24 protein-coding genes are annotated in these 21,851 nt (G+C 63.4%); 23 read left to right on the top strand and 1 reads right to left on the bottom strand.

Annotated features, from left to right (window positions below; all coding sequences use genetic code 11):
- Positions 1 to 72: 72 nt before the first annotated feature.
- From FMM79_RS20675 to FMM79_RS20575, 22 genes are all read left to right on the top strand, one after another.
- Complete coding sequence (locus tag FMM79_RS20675; protein ID WP_148629394.1) at positions 73 to 1,203, top strand: MucR family transcriptional regulator; 1,131 nt, start codon at positions 73 to 75, stop codon at positions 1,201 to 1,203.
- A gap of 485 nt (positions 1,204 to 1,688) precedes the next feature.
- Entirely contained in the window at positions 1,689 to 2,384 is a 696-nt protein-coding gene (locus FMM79_RS20670; protein ID WP_240339343.1) for a toprim domain-containing protein, read from the top strand.
- 32 nt (positions 2,385 to 2,416) lie between these two features.
- Positions 2,417 to 4,477, top strand: coding sequence for a ParB/RepB/Spo0J family partition protein (locus FMM79_RS20665; RefSeq protein ID WP_148629392.1), 2,061 nt, complete (start codon positions 2,417 to 2,419; stop codon positions 4,475 to 4,477).
- Between the two features lie 141 nt (positions 4,478 to 4,618).
- A complete protein-coding gene (locus FMM79_RS20660; RefSeq protein WP_148629391.1) occupies positions 4,619 to 8,914 on the top strand; it encodes a strawberry notch-like NTP hydrolase domain-containing protein in 4,296 nt (1,431 codons plus the stop codon).
- Positions 8,915 to 9,027: 113 nt separating this feature from the next.
- A complete protein-coding gene (locus FMM79_RS20655; RefSeq protein WP_240339342.1) occupies positions 9,028 to 9,489 on the top strand; it encodes a hypothetical protein in 462 nt (153 codons plus the stop codon).
- Positions 9,490 to 9,504: 15 nt separating this feature from the next.
- Positions 9,505 to 10,167, top strand: a complete 663-nt coding sequence (locus tag FMM79_RS20650; RefSeq protein WP_240339341.1) for a hypothetical protein — start codon at positions 9,505 to 9,507, stop codon at positions 10,165 to 10,167.
- Positions 10,167 to 10,898 (top strand): hypothetical protein, encoded by a 732-nt coding sequence (locus FMM79_RS20645; RefSeq protein WP_148629448.1) that lies wholly within the window; start codon positions 10,167 to 10,169, stop codon positions 10,896 to 10,898. The genes FMM79_RS20650 and FMM79_RS20645 overlap by 1 nt, the downstream gene beginning before the upstream one ends.
- Positions 10,899 to 10,985: 87 nt before the next feature.
- Positions 10,986 to 12,191, top strand: coding sequence for a DUF932 domain-containing protein (locus tag FMM79_RS20640; protein WP_148629390.1), 1,206 nt, complete (start codon positions 10,986 to 10,988; stop codon positions 12,189 to 12,191).
- A 73-nt stretch (positions 12,192 to 12,264) separates the two neighbouring features.
- The gene (locus tag FMM79_RS20635; RefSeq protein ID WP_148629447.1) at positions 12,265 to 12,552 is read left to right on the top strand and encodes a hypothetical protein; all 288 of its coding nucleotides are present in this window, start codon (positions 12,265 to 12,267) and stop codon (positions 12,550 to 12,552) included.
- A gap of 132 nt (positions 12,553 to 12,684) precedes the next feature.
- Positions 12,685 to 12,933, top strand: coding sequence for an antitoxin (locus tag FMM79_RS20630; protein WP_148629389.1), 249 nt, complete (start codon positions 12,685 to 12,687; stop codon positions 12,931 to 12,933).
- Between the two features lie 2 nt (positions 12,934 to 12,935).
- Complete coding sequence (locus tag FMM79_RS20625) at positions 12,936 to 13,247, top strand: type II toxin-antitoxin system RelE/ParE family toxin (RefSeq protein WP_148629388.1); 312 nt, start codon at positions 12,936 to 12,938, stop codon at positions 13,245 to 13,247.
- A gap of 10 nt (positions 13,248 to 13,257) precedes the next feature.
- Positions 13,258 to 13,419 (top strand): hypothetical protein, encoded by a 162-nt coding sequence (locus tag FMM79_RS21300; protein WP_153269338.1) that lies wholly within the window; start codon positions 13,258 to 13,260, stop codon positions 13,417 to 13,419.
- 145 nt (positions 13,420 to 13,564) lie between these two features.
- Positions 13,565 to 13,771, top strand: a complete 207-nt coding sequence (locus tag FMM79_RS20620) for a hypothetical protein (protein ID WP_148629387.1) — start codon at positions 13,565 to 13,567, stop codon at positions 13,769 to 13,771.
- 144 nt (positions 13,772 to 13,915) lie between these two features.
- Positions 13,916 to 14,161, top strand: coding sequence for an AbrB/MazE/SpoVT family DNA-binding domain-containing protein (locus FMM79_RS20615; RefSeq protein WP_148629386.1), 246 nt, complete (start codon positions 13,916 to 13,918; stop codon positions 14,159 to 14,161).
- Positions 14,158 to 14,547 (top strand): PIN domain-containing protein, encoded by a 390-nt coding sequence (locus tag FMM79_RS20610; RefSeq protein ID WP_148629385.1) that lies wholly within the window; start codon positions 14,158 to 14,160, stop codon positions 14,545 to 14,547. The genes FMM79_RS20615 and FMM79_RS20610 overlap by 4 nt, the downstream gene beginning before the upstream one ends.
- A 56-nt stretch (positions 14,548 to 14,603) precedes the next feature.
- Positions 14,604 to 14,765, top strand: a complete 162-nt coding sequence (locus FMM79_RS20605) for a hypothetical protein (protein WP_240339340.1) — start codon at positions 14,604 to 14,606, stop codon at positions 14,763 to 14,765.
- On the top strand, positions 14,765 to 14,935 hold the full coding sequence (locus FMM79_RS21295; RefSeq protein ID WP_153269337.1) for a hypothetical protein: 171 nt from the start codon (positions 14,765 to 14,767) through the stop codon (positions 14,933 to 14,935). Before FMM79_RS20605 ends, FMM79_RS21295 begins: the two co-directional genes overlap by 1 nt.
- Positions 14,936 to 15,038: 103 nt before the next feature.
- The gene (locus FMM79_RS20600) at positions 15,039 to 15,251 is read left to right on the top strand and encodes a DUF5818 domain-containing protein (protein WP_148629384.1); all 213 of its coding nucleotides are present in this window, start codon (positions 15,039 to 15,041) and stop codon (positions 15,249 to 15,251) included.
- A gap of 471 nt (positions 15,252 to 15,722) precedes the next feature.
- The gene (locus tag FMM79_RS20590; RefSeq protein ID WP_148629382.1) at positions 15,723 to 16,184 is read left to right on the top strand and encodes a DUF736 domain-containing protein; all 462 of its coding nucleotides are present in this window, start codon (positions 15,723 to 15,725) and stop codon (positions 16,182 to 16,184) included.
- A 92-nt stretch (positions 16,185 to 16,276) separates the two neighbouring features.
- Positions 16,277 to 17,275, top strand: coding sequence for a DUF2493 domain-containing protein (locus tag FMM79_RS20585; RefSeq protein ID WP_148629381.1), 999 nt, complete (start codon positions 16,277 to 16,279; stop codon positions 17,273 to 17,275).
- 68 nt (positions 17,276 to 17,343) lie between these two features.
- Positions 17,344 to 17,586, top strand: coding sequence for a DUF6117 family protein (locus FMM79_RS20580; protein WP_148629380.1), 243 nt, complete (start codon positions 17,344 to 17,346; stop codon positions 17,584 to 17,586).
- A 409-nt stretch (positions 17,587 to 17,995) separates the two neighbouring features.
- Complete coding sequence (locus FMM79_RS20575) at positions 17,996 to 18,976, top strand: DUF2493 domain-containing protein (RefSeq protein WP_148629379.1); 981 nt, start codon at positions 17,996 to 17,998, stop codon at positions 18,974 to 18,976.
- A gap of 159 nt (positions 18,977 to 19,135) precedes the next feature.
- On the opposite strand, the gene FMM79_RS20570 is transcribed toward FMM79_RS20575, so the two are convergent.
- The gene (locus FMM79_RS20570; protein WP_240339339.1) at positions 19,136 to 19,444 is read right to left on the bottom strand and encodes a hypothetical protein; all 309 of its coding nucleotides are present in this window, start codon (positions 19,442 to 19,444) and stop codon (positions 19,136 to 19,138) included.
- Positions 19,445 to 20,149: 705 nt separating this feature from the next.
- Here FMM79_RS20570 and FMM79_RS20565 point away from each other — a divergent pair.
- Positions 20,150 to 21,851, top strand: a 1,702-nt coding sequence (locus FMM79_RS20565; protein ID WP_148629377.1) for an AAA family ATPase, incomplete at its 3' end; no start/stop codon positions are given.

Genomic DNA, 21,851 nt, shown 5'->3' with positions numbered 1-21,851 from the left:
ATTTGACATTCAAGCTGACGCGCAGCAGCACGTGTTCACCGCTCCTTGCACCAAATTTCCAGATGGACAGTTATGGACGACTTTGACGCGCGCCGCGCTTCGCTTGATCTGGTCACGGCCTTTGTGAACAACAACAAGCTCAGCGCTGCGGAGCTGCCTACGTTGCTGGGCGATGTATTCAAGGCGATTTCCGGCTTTGAAATACCGACCAAGGAAACCGCCGAGCCGGAAGGCAAGCGCAACGAGGTGGTGACGGAATCGGAGGCTACATCCGCACCGGACACCACGCCCGCGGCGACACCGGCTGCGCCGTCCAAGACCCCAAAAACGAAAGCCTTGGCGCCCAAGCCCGCGCCACAGGCTTCGGCTATCAATACACCTGCGGTGTCGATCGAGGAATCGCTGGCCGATCCGAATGTCATCGTCTCGCTGATCACCGGCGAGAAATTCAAGATGCTGAGGCGGCACCTGAGCAAGCATGGTCTGACCGAGACCGAATACAGAGTTCGCTTCAATCTACCCGATGATTATCCGATGGTCGCACCGGCCTACGCCAAGCTTCGCCGTGATGTGGCGACCAGGGTGCACGCCAGTGCCAAGGATGCCGGTGCCGGGGGCAAGCCTGCGGAAGCACCGGCCTCTGCAGTCACGGAAGAAGTTGCCACGCCGGTCAAGGCGAAGGCGGCTCCCAGGAAGAGCGCCTCGAAGAAGAAGGCTGCTTCGCCAGAGAAGGCAGCCAGCACTGCTGCCGCTGCTGCCCCGAAAGCGCCGGTCCGGCGACCTCGCGTTAAGGGCGCTGCGGCCAGTGCCGCACCGGTAAATGCCGCCGATGCCGTCCCGGCACCTCCGGAAACCCCGAACGTCAGCCCGGCACCCGCGTCCGAGGCAGAGAGCACACCTCAGACGGAGCTGACAAAAGCAGCAAACACGCCAATCAAGGCCGCAGCCAAAAAGCCGGCTCCCAAACGGCGTATGGCAAGGCAACCGGCGGCGGAGACCACTTCGGCCGATGCCACAGCAACCCCGACTCCAGTCGAAGTATCCGAGGCCACCGAAGCCGGTCCAGCAGCTGCTCCTGCTGCGGCCAAGCCAACAAAGGGCAGATCCAGAAAATCCAGCGGTGGGGCTGCGATGTCCGAAAACGGTGCCAAGGCCAAGCCCGCCCGTAAGGAGCGCAAGACGCTGGCACCGGCCTATCGCTGAATTGCCGGCAAGCCACGGATCGGCGCGGTAAGTCCGAATAATCCCCGAAGCCCTGCAGGCCGGTCACGATCGGCCTGCAGGGCGCTTGTATTGTCGAGGGGCAATTTGGCTGAATATGCGAGTTGTGGCGGTTGCGAGATTGGCCAACTCTCAAGCCCCCGAAACCTGCCGCCGGAACTCACCGGTAATCGAACATGGCTTCTGGGCGCTGGAGGCGGTGAGGGGGAAGGGCATGTTCCGTTCGATGAGCAGTCATGCCCACATCGTCCATCATACGCACCTCTCGAGACCTCGAAACTGAGGCCGCCGATCTCGTCAATCGCCTTGGCGGAATCTGGTCGCCGAGCGGCGGAATGTGCCGGTGCCCAGCGCATAACGATCGTACGCCGAGCCTGTCTGTTCGTGTCGGCAAGAAGGCCCTGCTGTTCAAATGCTTCGCGGGCTGCGCAACCATCGATGTCATGCGGGCAATCCGGGGGCTCGACGTGAGCATCCCTGTCGGTGGCGAGAGGCTTGCCGGATTGCCCAATACGCCCCTCAGCCCAGCCTGGCTTCGACGCCGTGCGCAGGACTTGTGGGACGAAGCCCTGCCGATCGCGGGAACACTGGCCCAGGCCTACCTTCGTCGCCGCGCGATCCCGCTGACGCCCTCCGACTTGCGCTATCATCCTCATACGCCCTTGGGACGTGGCAAGCTTGCCGTGTTTCGCCCCGCCATGCTCGCCGCAATCCACGAACATGACCGCCTCATCGCGATGCAGAGGACGTTCCTCGACGCGCAGGAGCCGCGCCGTGCCCGTGACCTAGCCAATCCGCGCCGGTCTCTTGCCCAACCGGGGCGAGGCGCGGTCTTGCTCGCACCGTCGACTGAGGTGCTGGGCCTTGCCGAAGGCGTGGAATCCGCTCTTTCAGCCATGATCCTGCTGGGTCTCCCGGTATGGGCAACGCTGGGCAGCGAGCGGTTCCCTCATGTCGCCGTGCCGGAAACCGTCACCCGCCTGATCCTGCTCCCCGACAACGACAGGGCCGGTCACATCGGCGCCGCCAAGGCCAGTGAGGTTCATGCCTTGCCAAGCCGCACCATCGAGACGATCTGGCCGCCTATAGGCTTCAACGATTGGAACGACGTGCTGCGGACAGGGAGGAAGGGAGTGGTGAAAGGGACGCGGCAAGCGGCCTGAATGGTCGGGCCTCGTCCGCCAGGAGAATATCCATGTCCCAGCCCATCATCTTCGTCCCGGCCTCGAAACTGACCAAGTCGCCGAGCAACGTGCGCAAGACGAGCGATTCCGAGGCCGACGCCCAGCTCGAGGCCAGCATTGTCGCCCGTGGCGTAATCCAGAACCTCATCGGCCTGCCGGTCACGCGCAAGAAGGGCCATTATCGGATTACAGCCGGAGGCCGCCGCCTCGATGCTGTCCACCGCGCGATCGAGAAGGGCGACCTTCCCGCCGATACTGAACTGCCGGTGATGGTGGTGGCCGAAGCGGGTAACGCCATCGAAATCAGCCTTTCGGAAAACTTCTTCAAGCTCTCGATGTCGCCGGCCGATGCCTGCCGCGCCTTTCAGGATATCATCGAGACCGAGAAGAAGACGCCTGCAGACATCGCCAAGCGTTTCGGCCTTACCGAGCGCTTCGTCCTTGGCCGCCTCCGGCTGGCCAACCTCGCCGAACCGGTCTTTGAGGCCCTGCGTGAAGGCGAGATCACGCTCGATGTCGCCATGGCTTACGCCAGTACGTCGGATACCGCGCGCCAGGCCTCGGTGTTCGAGCAACTGGGGCAGGGCTATTACCGCAGCAACCTCAGCGAAATCCGCCGCCAGCTTGCCTCGGGTGGCTATCGCGGCAGTGACCCCAAGGCGCTGCTGGTGGGCCGCGAAGCCTATGTAGCTTCGGGCGGCCGGATCGATGCCGATCTCTTTTCCGACGAGGAAAGCGAGATGTGGATCGACGGTGATATCCTCGATCACCTCGCAGAGGAAGAGCTCACCGCGGCCGCCGAAGCTATCCGTGAGCGGGAAGGCTATGGCCAGATCCGCGCGGTTCCAGCTTCCCATATTCCCTACACCGAGACTTATGCCCTGCGCCATGTCGACGGTGAGCTGCCGCCGCTCACCGAGGAGCAGGAAGCGCGCTGCGACGCGATCCAGTCCGAGATCGAGGCCATCGAAGAGACGGCCGCCGACGAGGACGGCGAGGGTTACACGGCCGATGACGAAGCCCGTGTCCAGGCGCTCGAGGCGGAATACGAGGCGATCCAGAACCGCACACCGGTCCTCACTGACGAGCAGAAGGCTTCCTCGCTCGCATATGTAGTGATTGGCCGCGATGGCCAGCCCAGGGTTCACGAGCAGCTCTATGTCGCACCGATCGATGAGCAGGCGGGCGACGACGAGGCCATCGAGGCCCATGACGGCGATGACGAGGATGGTGAGGACGATCAGGCCGAGGTCGCCGCAAAGCCTGCCCACAGCCAGCGTCTCATCGACGAACTCGCCATGATGAAGACGGAAATGCTGGCAGTTCATGTCGCAAGCGATCCGCGTTTCGCGCTGGACCTCGGAACCTTCATCATGGCCGATGCGGCAACCCGGCTCTACGGCGGCATGGAACTCGCCAGTGACCTTCGCGCCCGCGTGCCGTCTCCTCGCGTCGCCAACTTCGAGAGCGGCACGCAGGCGGCCGAGGAATGGGCACGGATCGAAGGCACACTCGATTGCAGCTGGTGCGATCACGATGATGTCCGGATGCGCTACGATGCCTTCTGCGCTCTGCCCGAGGAGGCCATCGCGGCCTGGCTGGGCTGGGCGGTAGCGCGCACGATCGACGCTGTGCCGGGAGGTGCTACGGGCAGTGTCTTCATCGACCATCTGGGCACGAAACTGGATATCGATGTCGCGGCCTGGTGGCGACCTACGGCCCGCAACTACTTCGATCGCATCACCAAGCCGGCGATCCTTGATCTGTTCAACGAAGTCGGCGGCGTGGATCTTCGCCAGCGCTACGGCGCTTCGAAAAAGCACGACCTTGCAGCGTCGGCCGAGAAGCTGTTTGCCGGCGACATCCTGGTCGAGTCCGACATCAAGGAGCAGGCTTTGGCCTGGCTTCCCGATGCCATGCGCTTCGCGCCGCTCGAACCAGCGAATGGCGCAAGCCTCGCATCGGATGACAACGGCACCGATGCGGCGAGCATCGAGCCGGAAATGGAAACCGGTCCCGAAATGGAAATCGAACCGAACCCTGCCAGCGATCCGATCGCCGCAGCAGCCTGAACACGACTGAACCCTCCTGACCGGGCCGCGACGACCTCGTCGCGGCCCGGTTTCCTTGCGTCCGGCCCACGCGGACCGAGAGGGAAGGAGGGATGGGCGAGGCGGCGCAAGTGCCGCCCAAACTATTCAAGGATCACCTCCATGAATCTCCCACTTTTCAAAATCGCCGACGGTGCCGATGACGCCGCCGGTGTCACCAAGGCTGACAAGCTGCTTGTCGTTGCCAGGGCGGTGGCCGGCAGGCTGTCGCGTTCTCAACCGGTAACCCGCCAAAACCTCACGCAGCTGATGGCGGAGACGTTTGGCGCATCGGATGCTGATGGCGCCTGGTCGATGCGCGATGCCTACGATGCGCTTGAGACCGCACAGGTCATGCTGCTGCAAAGCAACGACTGCAACCCGCTGCATGGTGACGATCCCCGTGCCATGTTTGCCGCGCTTCTCGCGTTGCAGAAGAGCCTGCCGACACAGACCTATCGGTCCGAGACCCAGATCGATTTACAGCAGTTCAGCACCCCGCTGGCGCTGTCCTGGCTTGCTGCCAAAGCCGCGCGGATTGTCCCGTCTGACCTTGTGCTCGAACCGTCTGCGGGGACCGGAATGCTCGCCGTCCATCCGGCACAGGCCGGTGCGCGGCTGCTGCTCAACGAACGCGATCCCGGCCGAGCTACATTGCTGGGCAGGGCGTTGGACCGCGAGGTCACCATCCACGATGCCGAGTTCATCCACGACAAGCTGCCCAGTAGCCTCACTCCCGACGTCGTCCTGATCAATCCGCCCTTCAGCCGTAGCGAGGGTCGCGGCGCCGATCGGCACGCCGGCGCGCGCCATCTGCGTTCGGCGCTGCTGCGGCTCCGTCCTGGCGGGCGCTGCGTCGCGATCATGCCGCCGGGGTTCGCCTGTGACGGCAGCGCACCAGCGGGCTACACGGCGGTTGCCGAGGCCGCGCCGCCGCGCGCGGAACTGACGATCCTGGGAAGTCCTTTCGCCAAACATGGTACCAGCATCGCGGTGCGCCTGCTTGTTTACGACAAGGGCGGGGCGGGGCCGGTGGAGCGCCACATAGTCCATTCGCTGGAAGAGGCCCTGCCAGTCATTCTGGCGCTGCCGCCCCGGCTCGATCCCTCGCCGACACCGCCACCTGCGGCGGCACTGCCGCAACCGCCGGTGCGTGTCGCAGCGCGGCCTGCCACGTCACCCTTGTTCTCGGGGCTTGCATTGCCGCGCCGCACCTTGCCCCAGCGGGACCCGCGCGTCGACGATGTAGCAAAGCCGATCGAATACACTGTCCGCGAGACGCCGCTGCCAGCGGGCGATCCCGTCGGCATCTATGTGCCCTGGCGGCTCTCCCGCATCGCAATCCCGGGCGCTCCCGCGCATCCCGATCAGCTCGTGGAATCCCTGGCCATGGCCTCGGTCCTGCCTCCGGCGCCCACCTATCGCCCCATGCTGCAGGCACGTGCCCTTGCTGCGCTTTCCGATGCCCAGCTCGAAACCGTGATCCAGGCCGGCGAAGCCTTCGAGCGTGATCTGCATGGCACCTTCGTTCCCAACGAAGCGGGCGATCAACTGGCCGATGCCGCAGAAGGGTATGTCTATCGCACCGGGTATTTCATTGGCGACGGCACTGGTGTCGGCAAGGGGCGCGAAGTGGCCGCCTCGATCCTCGACCAGTGGAACCGGGGACGCCGGAAAGCCGTGTGGATTTCGCTGGCCTCGGGTCTCATCGAGGATGCTCGCCGCGACTGGGCAGCGCTCGGCGGACTTCCCATCGACATCCAGCCGCTCGATGCCTTCCCGCTGGGCGGGCCGATTGCGATGGCGAGCGGCATCCTGTTCCTGACTTACGCGACGCTGCGCTCGTCGCGGCACGATGAGGCCTCTCGCCTCCAGCAAATCCGCACCTGGCTGGGCGACGACTTTGAAGGCATGCTGGTGTTCGACGAGGCACATGCCATGGCCAATGCCGCGGGAACCGAGACCGAGTTCGGCGCGGCCAGGGGCTCCGAGCAGGGACTGGCTGGCGTCCGCTTGCAGCATGCGCTGCCGCGCGCGCGGGTGCTCTATGTTTCGGCCACAGGCGCTACCGATCCGGCGAACCTGTGCTACGCAGCGCGCCTCGGGCTGTGGGGGCCGGGCACGGCCTTTCGCGACCGGGCCGGGTTCATGGCGGCGATGGAAGATGGCGGCATTGCCGCCATGGAAATCGTCGCGCGCGATCTGAAGGCCATGGGGCTTTATACCGCCCGGGCTCTCAGCTTTGCCGGCGTCGAGTACGAGGCTCTCGAACACAAACTGACGCCGGACCAGATCGCGATCTACGATGCTTACGCGGACGCCTGGGGAATTATACATCAGCACCTCGCCGAGGCGCTGAAAGCCACTGGCGTCGTCGATCGGATGTCGGGCGATATGCTGAATTCGCAGGCCAAGGGATCCGCGCTCTCCCGCTTCGAAAGCGCCAAACAGCGCTTCTTCGGCCAGGTGCTCCTGTCGATGAAGATGCCGAGCCTGATCCCAGCGATCGAAAGCGAAGTGGCGGCCGGCCATGCCGCCGTCGTGCAGCTGGTGACGACCGGCGAGGCCGTCCTAGAGCGGCGGCTGTCGGGCCTGTCCGTACAGGAACGCGCGCATCTCGCCGTAGATGTATCGCCCAGGGACGGCCTCATTGACTATCTTCGCAATGCCTTTCCCACCCGGCAAATGCGGGTGTTCACGGCCAGCGATGGCACCGCGCGTTCCGAACTGATGGTCGATGATCAGGGCGCGCCGGTGCCCTGCCGCGAAGCCCTGGCGGCGCGTGATGACCTGATCGAGCAGCTTTGCGGCATGCCGCCCATTCCCGCCGCGCTCGACGCGCTGATCGCCCACTTCGGCAGCGACGTGGTCGCTGAAGTCACAGGCCGGACCAAACGCATCGTCCTCGATCCGCACGGCAACCAAAAACTGGAATCGCGTAGTCCCGGTGCGCGCAAGGCGGACAGCGATGCCTTCATGGCTGGGCGCAAGGCAATCCTGGCCTTTTCCGATGCTGGCGGGACGGGGCGCTCCTACCATGCGGACATGGGCTGCGGCAGCGCCGGGAAACGCCGCATCCACTTCCTGCTCGAGCCGGGCTGGAAGGCGGCAAGCGCCATCCAGGGCTTGGGACGAACCCATCGCACCAATCAGGCCAGCGCACCGGTCTTCCGACCTGTCACGACGGATTGCAAGGGCGAGCGGCGCTTCATCAGCACCATCGCACGGCGGCTCGACAGTCTGGGGGCACTGACACGCGGTCAGCGCCAGACTGGCGGGCAGAACCTCTTCGATCCGGCCGACAACCTCGAAAGTACCTATGCCCGCGAGGCCCTGACCCAGTGGTATCACTTGCTGCACGCCGGCAAGCTGACCAGCACGACCCTCGCAGACTTTACGTCACTCACCGGTCTCAAGCTGGTCGAGGAAGATAGCGGCGTACTGCTCGAACGCCTGCCGCCTATCCAGCGCTGGCTCAATCGCATCCTGGCACTCAGGATCGCGGCGCAGAATGCCATTTTCGAGGAATACGGCGGGCTCATCCAGGCTCGCATCGATGCGGCGCGCGAGGCTGGCACGCTCGATCTCGGGGTCGAAACCATTGTTGCCGAGCATATCATGCCGCTTGGCGAGAAGGTCCTGCGTACCGATCCCGTCACCGGCGCGCAGACACGCCTGCTGCGCCTCGAACTTCACACCAAGCCGCGCATCACCTCATGGGCGCGCCTCACGCGCATGTGGGAAGGCAACGAAGGCATTGCCTGGCTGCGGAATGGCCGCTCGGGCAAGGTGGCGCTGCGGGTTCCCTCCTGGTCGATTACCGATGAAGACGGCCGTCCGGTGCCCATGTGCCAGCTGGTCCGCCCCACGGGCAGCGAACGAATAGCCGCGCAAGGCCTGGAGAGCACGCACTGGCAAGCGATCGAGCAGGATGCTTTCCGCGCTCTTTGGGTGGCCGAGGTGGCAGCAGCTTCGGCCCATCTGAATGTCGAGACCGTCAGCCTTGCAACCGGCCTCCTGCTGCCGGTCTGGCACAAGCTCCCAGCGGACGATGTGCGGGTCCGGCGGATTATCGACAGGAATGGCGAGGCGCTGCTCGGCCGGATCGTCATGCCGGCAGCCGTCGAGAAGCTTCAGGCCGAGTTTGGCCTTAGGGCATCGGTGCGCTTGACGACGGGCGAACTGATTGCCGCCGCGCGCAGCGATAGCGGTGTTCCCGTCCCTGGACTCGAAGGGGTTCGCCTGGCCTCGGTCTTCGTCAACAACAGCCGCCGCCTGGAACTGCGCGGGGCGGCCTCCGGCGATCGGGATTGGCTGAAGGCGCGCGGCTGCTTCACCGAGGTCATCCAGTACACGACGCGTCTGTTCGTGCCCCTTGATCGTGCGGAAGAGGTGCTCTCGGCGATAGCACGAGGCTGACCTGGCTTCGCCACCCGTACCATCATGCCCAGGCCCGTGAAGGGAGTGGGGGAGATTTGGTGCGCCCGATTGGCCGGGCGCACATTCCAGAACCTGAAACATGGAGAACCCAGATGGCTGACCGGACAAGTGCGTCGATCCGCATTGGCGGCGTGATTTCTCATTCGTGTATTTCTGGCCTGTTCGCCGCGATTGAACGCGACGGAGGGCGCGCCGACTGGGAAGGCGAGCCACTCGATCCTGCATCGCTGCGCTCCGGCGAGACCCTCGCGGCCTTCGCCTATGCCCAGCCCGGCGGCATGTTCGAGTGGACCGAGCAGTTCTGCGAAGACCATGGCATCGCGTTTGTGCGCAATTCCGGGAGTTGTAGCGGCGTGTTTGGCCCCGAACGCGTGGTCTTTACCGGCACCGGCTCGCCCGCGCAGTTCGACATGACCGAGAACGAGGAAATCGTCCTTGCCCTCAGCATGATCCGCGCGCTCGGGACCATGGAGGCGATCGAGGCGTGGTCCGAACTCGCGGAATTTCAGCCGCCGCCGATCGCCATCGCGAGTGGTCTGCAGAAATCGGCGTGATGGGGGCGACGGACAATGGCTGACTCTTATGTCCAGGGCAGTTTCTCTTTCAACTGCACACATGCCGAACTGGCGTTGATCGAGGAGGCCTTCGAGGCAAGTTATGCCTTCATGGCCGAAGATACGCCCAGCGATCCGTCGCCCGAGTTTTTGGCCGTGTTTCCGCCGGTCAAACCGGACGATCCGTGGAGCGGGTTTCTTGCAATCTTTCCCGATCCGGATTTTCCGGACTTCGGCGTGGAATTCGAAGCCGGGAATGCGTGTGATCATCCGGAAGTATCGACCGTCATCTTGTACTCGACGACCGACTTCCAGCCGGATGCACTCGCGCAGCTGATACGGCATTGTTGCCAGGATACCCTGCGCCAGGCACCCATCGGGTTCGAATGGGCCTGCACCTGTTCTCGCCCCAAGCTGGGGGAATTCGGGGGCGGGGCCTGCGCGATCTCTGCGGGCGGCATCGCGTTCAAGACGACGGGCGCGATGCTGAGTGACATGCTGTCGCAAAAATCCCATGCGGCCTCCGCCGCCGAAAGCCGCAATGGCTGGAGCGAGGATCCCGATTACCCTCTCGCCGACTGGCAGGCCGAAGTTGCCGATGGCGACCCCGGCTCGGCTACTGGGCCTGGGTTGCCGCGGGCCGCGGCTGACACTCCCCCCAACGGAAGGATACGATGATGCTATCCACCACACCGGTGGAGGCGCCTGCGCGCCTCTACAGCGAGACACCCTACGACGAGCGGGGTAATTTCCATTACAAGGGCGATCTTTATCGTCCCTCCGAGCACATGGGCACATTGTGCAACCGGATCGAGACGCACCTCGCGAGCCATTTCCCTGAAATCTGCTTCGTCCTTCGCAGCGAGCGATTTACCGGTGGCCGCAAGATTACGGCCGAAGTTCTCGATGCTCCCGGCGATCTGTCCACGCGCGAGGCGCAAGAGACATTCATCACGGTGGTACGCGATCAGATCGAGCGCTTCGGCTTTTGCCGCACCAACCCGCTCCAAGATTACTGGAGCTGCTCGTTCTATGCGGAAATTGCCATCGGGCAGGCCTACTGGGCAGCGCTCGCTGCCCGGCGCGGGAAGGCCAATCCGGTCGACAATCTGGTTTCGCTCGCCAGCTTCAGGAAGCGCCTCAGACCCGGCGATACCCTCACTCTGCTGCACGCGCCCTTCAACCATCGCGCACTGGGCGCGGCGCGCAAGGTGATCGAGGTTCGGTCCAAGGATTTCGTGTTCGAAGGGCGCAGTTACTGCGACTTCCCGCGCGCCAGTAATTTCGCCTGCGATGGACGCCTGGTGCGGATCGCGATCGGGAATGAACACGATCCGGATGCTCACCTGCTTTACGAATGGCAACCGCTGATCGCCGGCCCCGACGGGGCGGGGTCAACTGCCATGTGACGAAAGGAAAGGGGGATGAAGAGGATGAGCCTGGGGGTGGCGACGCTTCAGGCTTTTTGACCTTTTTCATCTTCGAGGAGCACCATCATGACCACTCTCGCCCGCATCATCGAGCAACCCTCCGACGCGCCTGTAAACACTGGATACCGCGTCGACATCTCGCGCGGCCAGAACATCTCGCGCGTATCCTCCGAATGGTTTTCGCGCCCCGACGACGAACGCTATCTCTCGCTCACAGACTTGCATGCCAGCGTGCGCCGCCGAGCCGACCAAGCAACGACGCGGATTGTCGAAAGCAGGCAGGTGCGTGTCGGGGCGCGCAGCGAGGACCCGGAAATGCTCGCGCTGATCACGCCGGGTGAGGACACGCCGATCGCGCCGACCAACTGGTCCTTCGGACAGCTCGCGAGCCTGGTGGGGGCGCCTGCTTCCTATTTGCGCACGCTTCCGGCAGCCCTTGCTGGCATCAACATGCAGCACGGATTACTCTCCCATCGCGGCGAGCAGGTGAAGCTTCTCCAGACCGATACTGGCCGCACCGAACTGCGGGCGGTAACCGGCCCCGACTATGGCCGCATCTGGGATCACGAACTCGTGAGCGCGGTCATGCGCATTGCCGGTGACGGTGTGGGCGATACGCGATGGAAGGTGCCGGGTGTGCTCGACTGGGGCTCGATGGTCTACAATCCCCATGTCGATGTGAGCAGCGAGACGACGACGCTCTATGCCTCCGACCGCGACGTCTTCCTGTTCCTGGTCGATGACACGCATCCGATCGAGGCCGGCAAGCTCCCTAACGGCGAGCCCGATCTCTTCTTCCGCGGCTTCTATGCGTGGAACTCCGAAGTGGGCGCCAAAACTCTGGGAATCGCAACCTTCTTTTTGAGGGCGGTCTGCCAGAACAGGACGCTGTGGGGCGTGGAAAATTTCGAAGAAATAAGCATCCGCCACTCGAAGTTCGCCGCCAACCGTTTCGCGCATGAAGCTGCGCCCGCCCTGGCGCACTTCGCGGACTCCTCGCCCAGGAGCTTTGTCGACGGGATCAAGCATGCGCGCGAGCGCATCGTCGCCCGCAAGGACGAGGACCGCGAAGACTTCCTGAGGAAGCGTGGCTTCTCCAAGGCCGAGACCGGCAAGATCATTGCCAGCGTGCTCGCCGAGGAAGGCCGTCCGCCCGAGAGCCTCTATGACTTCGTCCAAGGGATCACCGCCCACGCGCGCAGCAAGACCAACCAGGACGCCCGGCTCGAGATCGAGGGCAAGGCGCGCAAGATCCTCGAAAAGGTCAATTGAACCGCCACGTGCCGGCCGTGCGATTTTTGCATCGGCCGGCACGTCTCGATTTTCATTACCGTTGGAGGTGCCTGTGGAATTGGGGCGCTACCTCGTGCTCAGCACATCCCATGTGTGCCTGGGTACAGCCGAGCGGCTCGATGCCTGGGCCGCGCTTGATCGCTCGCTTCGGCCCTTGGCTGTCGCATCGACCCATGAAGGCTGGTTCGTGGCCAGCCGCGAGATCCCCGAGCCCTACTGCCGGAAGGTTCCCCTGGAGCTGCTGGCGGCCATGCGGTTCGCCCGGGATCTGGGATGCGACTATCTGTTGTTCGACTGTGATGCCGACGTCATCGATGGCCTGCCGGTGTTTCCATGGTGACCCGGGTGCTGCGTTTCCCAGAAGCGCGAGGCGCAGCGCGGACCGAGAAGTCATTCCAGCCTTGGTCGGCATGCATGACAACAGGCCCACATTTCTGTAAATGTAGGTTTGTAGAAACTTGCGAGGTTCACCATGAGTCGGCTCACCATCGACATCTCTGAGCAGCAGCACCAGAGCCTGAAGGCCCTGGCCGCCTTGCAGGGCAAGACGATCCGGCAATATGCGATCGAACGGCTTTTCCCCGCCGATGCTGGCACCGATCAAGCTTGGGCTGAACTGAAAGCGCTTCTGGGCGAGCGAATCGACCAAGGCCTGGCGGGCTGCGTTTCAGGTAAGAGTGTTGGCGCGATAGTGGACGAAGAGCTTGGTGAGGATCGCTAGGATTGACTGCCCCCTATGTTCTGACGGCGGCAGCCGAAGACGACTTGCGCTCGATCATTCGTCATACGCGCAAGCAATGGGGGAACGCTCAGGTTCGCTCCTATCTCGCCAAGCTTGAACAAGGCATTGTTCGCATTGCGACCGGGGACGGCGTTTTCAAGGAGATGGGGGAGCTCTACCCAGGGCTCCGGATGGTCCACTGCGAACATCACTATATTTTCTGTCTGCCGCGCGCGGCCGAACCGGCGCTCATCGTTGCAATCCTGCACGAGCGAATGGAGCTGATCATGCGCCTGGAGGGCAGACTGAAATAGGCCGGGCCAGATGAAGCTGCTGGTGTTCTTCATGATTCTTGTGATGCCACGGGACATCGTCTCCGAGAAGATCGCGTGGCTCATTCCCGCCGGTCGGAATGTGCCGATTCTGGCCGAAGAAGGAAGCGTGGAACTGTTCTTCGCCGGTGAGGCGGGAATGAGAAGCGCCTGAACAAAGCGGTGGCCGCCACACACAGTGGAGGCTACCACTGCGGTGATGGCGCATTGCACGATCTGGAGAATGGCGCGAGCGGGTGACGATCGGCCCGCTCGGACGACACTGATGATCGCCGGGAACCCTGGATTGGAGAAGCTCCATGCGCAATGCCGACTCCGGCTGCACGCTATCGCCGCGCCGAGCAGAACTCACGAGCTTCGATCGCGCTTATAATGTTGCCCTGTGCGCGCGCCGCCAAACGGGCATGCGCCAGTTTATCGTCGCCACCGGCAATCCGTTTCAGCCTATCCGCACAAGCTGCCTGGCGCCTGGCAACGATGAAATCGTTCTCGCGCTTGTCGCATGAAGGGACTGGCCACTCGCCTCACCTCCTGCCGTCAATCGTTATCGTGCCGAGCTTTGATCTTCGGCGCATGACAAGAGGTGCACGCTGTGGCATATATTATCATTCATGTCACGATTTTGATCATTAGCCATATGGGCCTGCGCTATGACAATCCAGATTTCAATAACACCCAGCGGGAGGCTGAGCTTGCCCGCTGATATCCGCAAGCGGCTTGGCCTTGCGGGAGGCGGCTCGCTGATCGTCGAGGAAACCCCTGACGGCGTGATCCTGCGAACTGTCGCCCAGTCGGTCGCGCATGCGAGGGCGCTTGCCCGGAAATATACCGCTGACCGGCCTGATGCCTCGGTCGATGCGTTTCTCGCGAACCGGCGTGAAGACAGCGGGGTATGAGCGCATTTATTCTCGATGCGTCGGGGCTCTTGGCCATGCTCCGGGAGGAACCGGGCGGTGACAAGGTGGCCGAAGCGCTTGGCGATGCGCGCATGAGCGTGGTCAACTACGCGGAAGTCGTCAGCCACTTCATTCACAACGGCATGCCTTCACACGAAGTGGATGACATGCTGCATCCCTTGCCAATCTCCCTTGTTCCGGCTGATCCCGATACCGCGCGGCTTGCGGGGCACCTGCGCGCCTTGACTGCTGACGTCGGACTGTCCCTGGGCGACCGCTTCTGTCTGGCTCTGGCTTCGATTGAGAATGTGCCGGCCTGGACATCGGATCGGCAGTGGAGTGCAGTTGCCGAAAAGGTCGGTGTTGAAGTGGTCGCCATTCGTTGAAAACAGATGGAACGGGCCGCCGACCCTATCGTCGAACCGCCAGCGATAGCTCTGGCTTGCTCAAGGAGCAGGACGCAATACGTCAGGCGCGGCTCGATGCGCTTCGCGCGGAGATCGAGCAGGGTGCCAGCAGCGGCCCCGGCATTTGCGCCGAACAGGTATTCGCGAACGCGCGCAAACGGATCGCAGGCATCGCCGCCGGCGCTACGAACAGTTGATGGATCTGCAGTTTTCGCCTGCGGCGGAAGCAGACCTTGGCCAAACCATTGCCGTCATCATCCGCGATATCGGCGCGCTCCTTTCGTCCAGTTACAGCCATCTTCTGCGCCGCGACGCGGAAACACCAGGATATGCTCTGGCAGTATCTTCAGTCTTGATCATTGCGTAAGATCGCCGGACAGGGGGCGTATGGCATTCTTCCGAATCTTCCGCGGGAGGCTCCGCGCTCGCATTGGCGCGCAGGGTGCGCTGCGCTCGAAAGCCATGGTTTGATGGCGTCGCACTATCCCACGTATCGCCGTCTCACGGGCTTGCTGCGTCTCAACGGCCGCAGCGCCGTTCTCGAAACGGGCGATGGGGAATTGATCTTCCTCGTTTCCGAGGACGATCTTGCCTCATTCCATGACCAACAGGTCGTCGCCGAGGGCCAGATGACCGGACCAGACCGCCTCACGTTGACCTGGATCGCTTCAGCTTCAGCCTGAACCCCTCGCGCATACCGTGCGACTGCAAACAAAGGTGCGGAAATCCTGACCGCTAACGGATCGCCCTTTTATCCCCGGGCCGCTGATCAGTTCCGCCTCGCCGCGAACCGGGGATGCGCTCAAGTTCGGCTGCGGAAACTTCGAGATCCACAGCAAGCTGGGTGAGGGCACGCGCCGCGCCCAGCCGCATCATGCTGTCGCTATGCGCGCCTGAACACCCGCGCGCTGCGCGCTTGCGGGCAAGGTCCGCCACGGCGCGAAGCGTTTCCGAGTCCATCGCCCATAAATACCCCTGAAATGAGGAGCCGGCCAGTCCACCCAGATTGACGGACGGCGTGCCGCGGGAGGCGAGGGTGTTGCGCCCGGCCACGCAAGGGTGAGGCCGCGAGGGCGGGATACAGAGGAGAGGAGGTTCGAAGAAGGTGTCGCGAAGAAATGGTTCGAGAGCGACATCATCAAGGAGTGAAGATCATGAACATTGGAGAAGTTCGCAGCGTCAATGGCCGCCTCACCGGAGCCATCGCTACCCGCACCATCGACCTGCCGCGTATCGGTTTGCGCAAGGTCGAAAGCATGAGCGACCGTGCGCCCGCTTACGAGATCCTGGCGCTTAATGTCGCCCGGCGCTGGGTCCAGATCGGCGCGCTGTGGGAGGCCTTCTCGAAGAAGACCGGGGAAGCCTTCCTTGCCGGATCGGTCGATGATCCGGGCCTTCCCGAACCGCTGCCCGTTGCGCTCTTCCCGACCGAGGAGGGCGGTTACACCATCGCCTGGCGGCGCGAGACCATGCGGTCCGAGTTCGCCGGCGGCTTCGGCAGCATGCAGCGCTCTTACGATGAGCGTGGGCAGGAAGGCTTCGGCGACAGCACTGCAGGAGCCGATGGCGCGCTGATGGGTGCCGGCGCCGATGAGGGCGACGAACCGCTGTTCTGATCCCTTACGAACAGCACCTTGCGAAGGCCGGGGGCGCAATGAGCGCCTCCGGCCTTTTCTTGTCCAGATCCCGAGATGTGAAAGGCCTCGCCATGACCAACACCCCGCACACGCGCAGCGTCGATCGCTTCGCCGACCTCAAGACCCTCTATGCCGAGATGACCGCCACCCCGGAATTTCAGGCGGCGTTCGGCGATCCACTTGCCGTGTCCATCACCCAGCCGGGCGAGGAGCCGGGCGAACACGACATGCCTGAGCCCTTCGCAGCGCAGGCCGAATGCGGCGGTGTGATCGCCGCGATCTTCGACCTGTTTGCCGGCACCCGGCTCGAACCGCTCGCCCCGGAAATCGCCTGGGGTTTCGTGAACAGCTTCCACTTCGTTGCCGGAAAACTGGAACGCCGTGAGGACGCCATTGCCCTCGAACTGGGTGATCTGGCGCGCCATCCCGACATGAGCGAGGTTTACAACGGCGATCTCGAAGAGAAGCAACTGCTTTGCCAGTCGGTCGCCGAGCAGCGCGCCGCGATCGAATGCATGCGAGACTATGCCGCTGAAATGTACCGCGTGCAGTCGGGCTGGCCTTGGTCCCCGGCACGCGGCAGCAAGGCATCGTCGGCCTCGTCCGCCAGCCAGATTGCCGCCCTCGATTTCCTGCGCGCCCGCGAACTCGCCACGCGCGAAAAGCACAGTCCGAAGGGACCTGTGGTCGTGTTCTCGGGGCCGGCCCAATGGCACGACTGGGAGACGCTCTGGGCGCGGCTCGATGAGATCAAGGCACGCGTGCCGCACATGACGCTGGTGACGACCGGACAGCGCAAGGGCGCCGATGCGATCGCAGCGGCCTGGGCCGCGCGCCCGGAAAACAGCGTACCGCTGGTCGCCTACGGGCTCTACGGTTCGGGGCGCAAGACGGCCTTTACCCGAAACCGCAAGCTGGCCGAACTGAGGCCGGTCGAGGCGCTGCTGTGCGAAGGATCGGGCCTGCAGGCGAACCTCTATCAGGTCCTGCGCGAGGCCAATGTCCCGATCCATGCCTTCCGCAAGGCCGACCAGATCGCTGACACCGCAGTCCCGCGTATGCGGGCGTGAAGCCGGCCTGATCATCCGGGGCAGGGCCTTTGGCCCGCCCCATCATATTTCCAGGACAGGAGGTTCGCATGGCAATTCCCGAACCCTATCGCCGCAATTTCCAAACGCTGCTTCGCGCCGCTGCCGATGGCAATCTTGCGCTTCTGGAGTGCACCGATGCCCAGACCGGTGTTCCTCGCTACGTCGTCACGGCCGTGGGCCGCGACGAAGGCGATTACGTAATGACCCCGTTAGGACATCTCTGCAATGGGAACCCTTTCGAGCACTACATTCCGCCCGATCCGGGCGATCGCGCACTACCACGGGCGTGACGAGGACAGCGCGGACAGGATTGGTCCGCGCGACGGAGCAGGACAATTCGGGCTGGCCGCATTCCCCGCGCGCCAGCCCATTTTTGTGCTGCCGGGGAGCGCTACCTGCCGCGAATCCCGCCGTAGCACTCCTACTCAACTGCTGCACAAAAGCCCTGTCATGGGCATCGAGCCCATGTCGGGGCTCGGGCGTATGGGGCAGGCGTTGTGTATTATTCTCTCTTCCAACAAGTCCAAGTCTGGCACGGGGTCAGCCCCGGCCTCAAGGATCGACGGCCCCTCCAATTTGCTGCGCAAATCGGTTCCTCCGTCGCCCGCTTCGCGGCCGGGCTGCGCCCGGTCCTTGACCCCGGCACTCGCAGCCCGTGCAGGAGGGGAAGCCTCTTTTCCTGAATTCAAGGAGGCTACGATGAACACCAAGCGCACCATTCGCGACTTTTCAGAAATCGCCGATCTTATCGTCGCGGAAACCCTGGCTTCGGCCGACGGCTTCTCTACCGCCTTCGAAACCGGCCTCGATGCGAGCCGGATGGGCGTCGCCGAAGACGAACTGACCTGCGACATGCCGGACGCTATGCAGGCCCAGCTTGCCACCGAAATGCTGGTCGCCACGCTCTTCGATGTGCTGCGCGACACGCGCATCGAAAGCCTCGCGCCGCGCCTGGCCTGGGGGATCGTCAACTCCTTCCACAAGGTGGCCGAACAGCTCGATGGCGAAGCCGACCGGGCCGCGATGAAGGTACGCGATCTCGCCGGCGATGCCGACGGCAGCGAGGTGCTGATGAGTGAACTTGAGGAAGCGCAGGTGCTCTGCCAGTCGCTGGACGAAGCACGTGAGGCGGTGGCCTGCATGCGCGATCACGCGGCGGCAACTTACCTTGCCGAAAGCGGACGGCCATGGTCGTCGGCGCGGGGCTCGCTGGTCTCCTCCAAACGCACCGCGTCGGTCATTGCCGCGCAGGATTTCCTCGCCGCGCGGCGGATGCGCAAGGCCGAGGCGCATGCTCCGCAAGGCCCGGTGGTGATCTTCTCGGGAGGGCAGTCCTGGGAGGATCACGAACTCCTCACCGACGTGCTCGATGCGGTGAAGGCGCGAGTGCCGAACATGGTGCTGGCAACTACTGCGCAGGACAAGGGCTGCGATGCCATCGCGGCGGCCTGGGCGGCGCGCAGCGGCACGATGCTCATCGCATTCACCCTGGACAGGCGCCTCGGCAAGCGGGCGGGGTTTGCCCGCAACGAGCAGCTCCTGGGCTTGCGTCCGGTTGAAGCGATCGTCTGCGAAGGCTCCGGGCTGCAGTCCCATCTCGCGCGCGAGGTGAGGGCGAAGCGGATCCCCGCTCGCTTCTTCGCGCTGAAGGACCAGCGCACCAATCGGGACGCGGCGTAGGCGGCAAGGAAGGGGACCGGTCGGGCTTCGGCTCGGCCGGTCGCTCTTTTTTGCCAGCGTGGATATCGCCCCCGCTCAGGGACCCGAAGCCTCTCGGCTTCGCGCCCGTCACGGGGCCGATGCGGAGCCACGAGTGTGGCTCCGGCCTCCTGCGCGTGGCTACGCCATGCTCGTCGCTGGGCCATCCCTGCGGGATGACTTGGAGTTCGTGGGAGCACCAGACTGGGGCGAAGTGCTCACCTCCGGAAGAGCACGAAGGGCGCTCAAGGCAGCTGCGCCGCCACACCGGATCGCAGCGGCAAGCAGGTCTCGAAATTCCCGTTCGGTGAGGTCCTCGACGGGCAGGTCGGTGACGATCTCGGCGTATTTGCGGCGCAAGGCGCGGCGGGTCTTTTCCACCTCTTGGGCCATCATGTGCTGGCGCGCTTCGAGGTCGGCGAGGCGTTCGCGGTCGGTCTTCTTGGGCATTTCCATCGGTCCTTCGATGGTCTGCCCGCCGCCCCCTTTGTCGGCCGCCCGAAGGCGGCCTGCAATCCCTGGCCCCGCGAGGTCATCATGAAATCAAAGGTTTCTCTTTGCGGCACCATGATCAGCCTGCCGGTGTCCCACCGGCGAAAGGACAAGGCCCCCTTCGGGGGAGCCGCGCCCCTTCCGGGACGTGGCGACGCAGCGAGAAATCGCTGCGCAAGAAAGCACTCACGGCCGTGGCCGTTTTGTAATGCACCGTACGCACCAGTGCTGCCCATAAAGTGGCTTGGTTTCAACAGCTTATGTAGTTTCCCCAAAAGCTGCTGGGACACATTTTGCGTGCTGGAGAACCTTTTTGCAAGCAGAATATCTTTGTCATTAGCAGCTGCGACGGCAGCTGAAAGACTGGGTGTGGGATTTTCCCGGATGTCGGCTTGAAAACAACTGACCAAAGAAAGACGACGTTCCCAGCGCTTAGATCGACGAAACTGTGGTGACGGCAATTCGGTCCATGGCGGCCGTTCAGATGGCTCGCCGATCATCCCAAGAGCTGTCGTTCATCGTGCGGACGGCTGATTACCGCGATTGGACGCTATTTTCGTGACTGATCGGCAAAGAGTTACCCAGCGAGGCGCGCGCTGCCTGTACGTCGGACTTGCAAATTGAGAAGTTGACAACGACCATGTCACCGCCTGAACTCCAGTGATGGGGATCATAACGAATATCAAATCGCTGCAGCGAATGGGGATATATGCCGACCGCGGCGCACGTTCGCCTTCCCTCCAATTCCGCCGCTACAACCTCGTCTACGGATTCAACGGGTCGGGGAAGAGCACGCTGTCGCGCCTTTTCGCGAGCCTTGAGGCCGGCCGACCGCACCCCAAGCTTCCCACGGGCGGGACATTCGAGGTAGCGCTGGACGATGGCTCGGAGTTCGGATGCCCGACCAATCCCATCGGCCTCGAGCAGCGGCTGCTTGTCTTTAACTCAGACTACATTGAGCAGAATCTGCAATGGGCTGCAGGGCGTGCAAACCCTGTCTTCTACATTGGCGCTGAGCAGGCTGAAGCCGCCAATGAACTGACTAAGGTCGAAAGCGAAATCGTCAAAGTGGATGCGAAGAGGGAAGCCGCATCCGCGACAGAAAAGGCTGCGGAGAAGACATTCGCCAACTACAAGAGGGAGCGCGCTAAGTCTGTTGCATCCCGCCTGCATCTTGGCAGCCGCAAGTACGAGGCGCCGGCTCTCGCAAAGGACTATGACACTTGGAAGGATGATGATCGGCCCGCACTCACGGATGACGAACTGAAGGCGGTCGAGGACACCCGCCGGCTTGAGGAGCCGATGCCGCGCCTCGAAACGATGTCTTTCGACAAAGCGACCATTGAGACGGCCTACCGCTTCATCGCCGACGTCTGCGGCCAGTCACTGGCGACAGTGGCACTCGACGAGGTGCAGCAGTATCCCGATATACTGCTTTGGCTGAAGCACGGGCATGAGTACCACGAAGCTCATGGGATCACCGACTGCCTTCTGTGCGGTAACGCGATTTCGGCCGAGCGCCGAGAGCTCCTCGCCGCGGCCCTCGACGACAGGGTCGACCAGTTTGTCGCACGTCTAAACAAGACTGCCGAGCGGCTCAGCGATCTAATCGAATCCTCGACTCAAATGGGCGCCCAGATACCCGCCCTGGACGATCTGGCGACGGAGCTGCGGGCCGGTTTCAGGGACGTCCGGGTGAATGTGTTGAAGGACGTGCGCCTTCTCGCGAAGCAGCTAGGCACGCTGCAGACTGTGCTTTCCGCCAAGCTGGAGCGTCCAGCGACGCCCGCCGATATGAAGGACGTTGCAGCAGAAGCGGATGTCCTCGCCACTGCGGAGCGGATTACTGCGGGCATCGCGACCGTAAACGAAGCCATCTCGGCCCACAACCAGGCGGTCACCGATTTCGCGAAGCATAAGGAAGCCGCCGAGACCTCAATACGGCGACACTTCATCGTCGACTGCCGCGACGACTACGCGAAGACGGCAAAGGAACTCAATGACGCGAAGGACAAGCTGAAGGTGGAGACCGAAAGTGCTGCGGCGCTGCGGGAGAAGGCGCGCGAGCTCCGCCAGCAGATAAGGACGCACGGCCCCGCCGCCGGGGTAATCAACAAGCTGATCGCAGCCTATCTCGGACACGGCGAGCTTACGATCAGTCCTGTCGATGACGGCTACGAACTCCAGCGGCACGGCACGCCGATCACCGGCGTCCCGAGCGAGGGCGAGAAAACCGCGTGTCAACGCCGGTATAAAAAGGGGCCAGCCACCGGTTTAAAAACGGGCCAGTTGGTTCAAACAAAAAGCCTCGGGTTGAGGCTGGGCCTTATCGGCAGCGGGGAAGCGGCTGTAGCGGAGCGGAAGC

Origin of the sequence: Novosphingobium sp. BW1 (assembly GCF_008107685.1) — a bacterium.
In the GTDB taxonomy this organism is placed as follows: Bacteria; Pseudomonadota; Alphaproteobacteria; order Sphingomonadales; family Sphingomonadaceae; genus Novosphingobium.
Note: the sequence above shows the minus strand (reverse complement) of the source record. Positions and strands in the feature narration are given on the sequence as shown.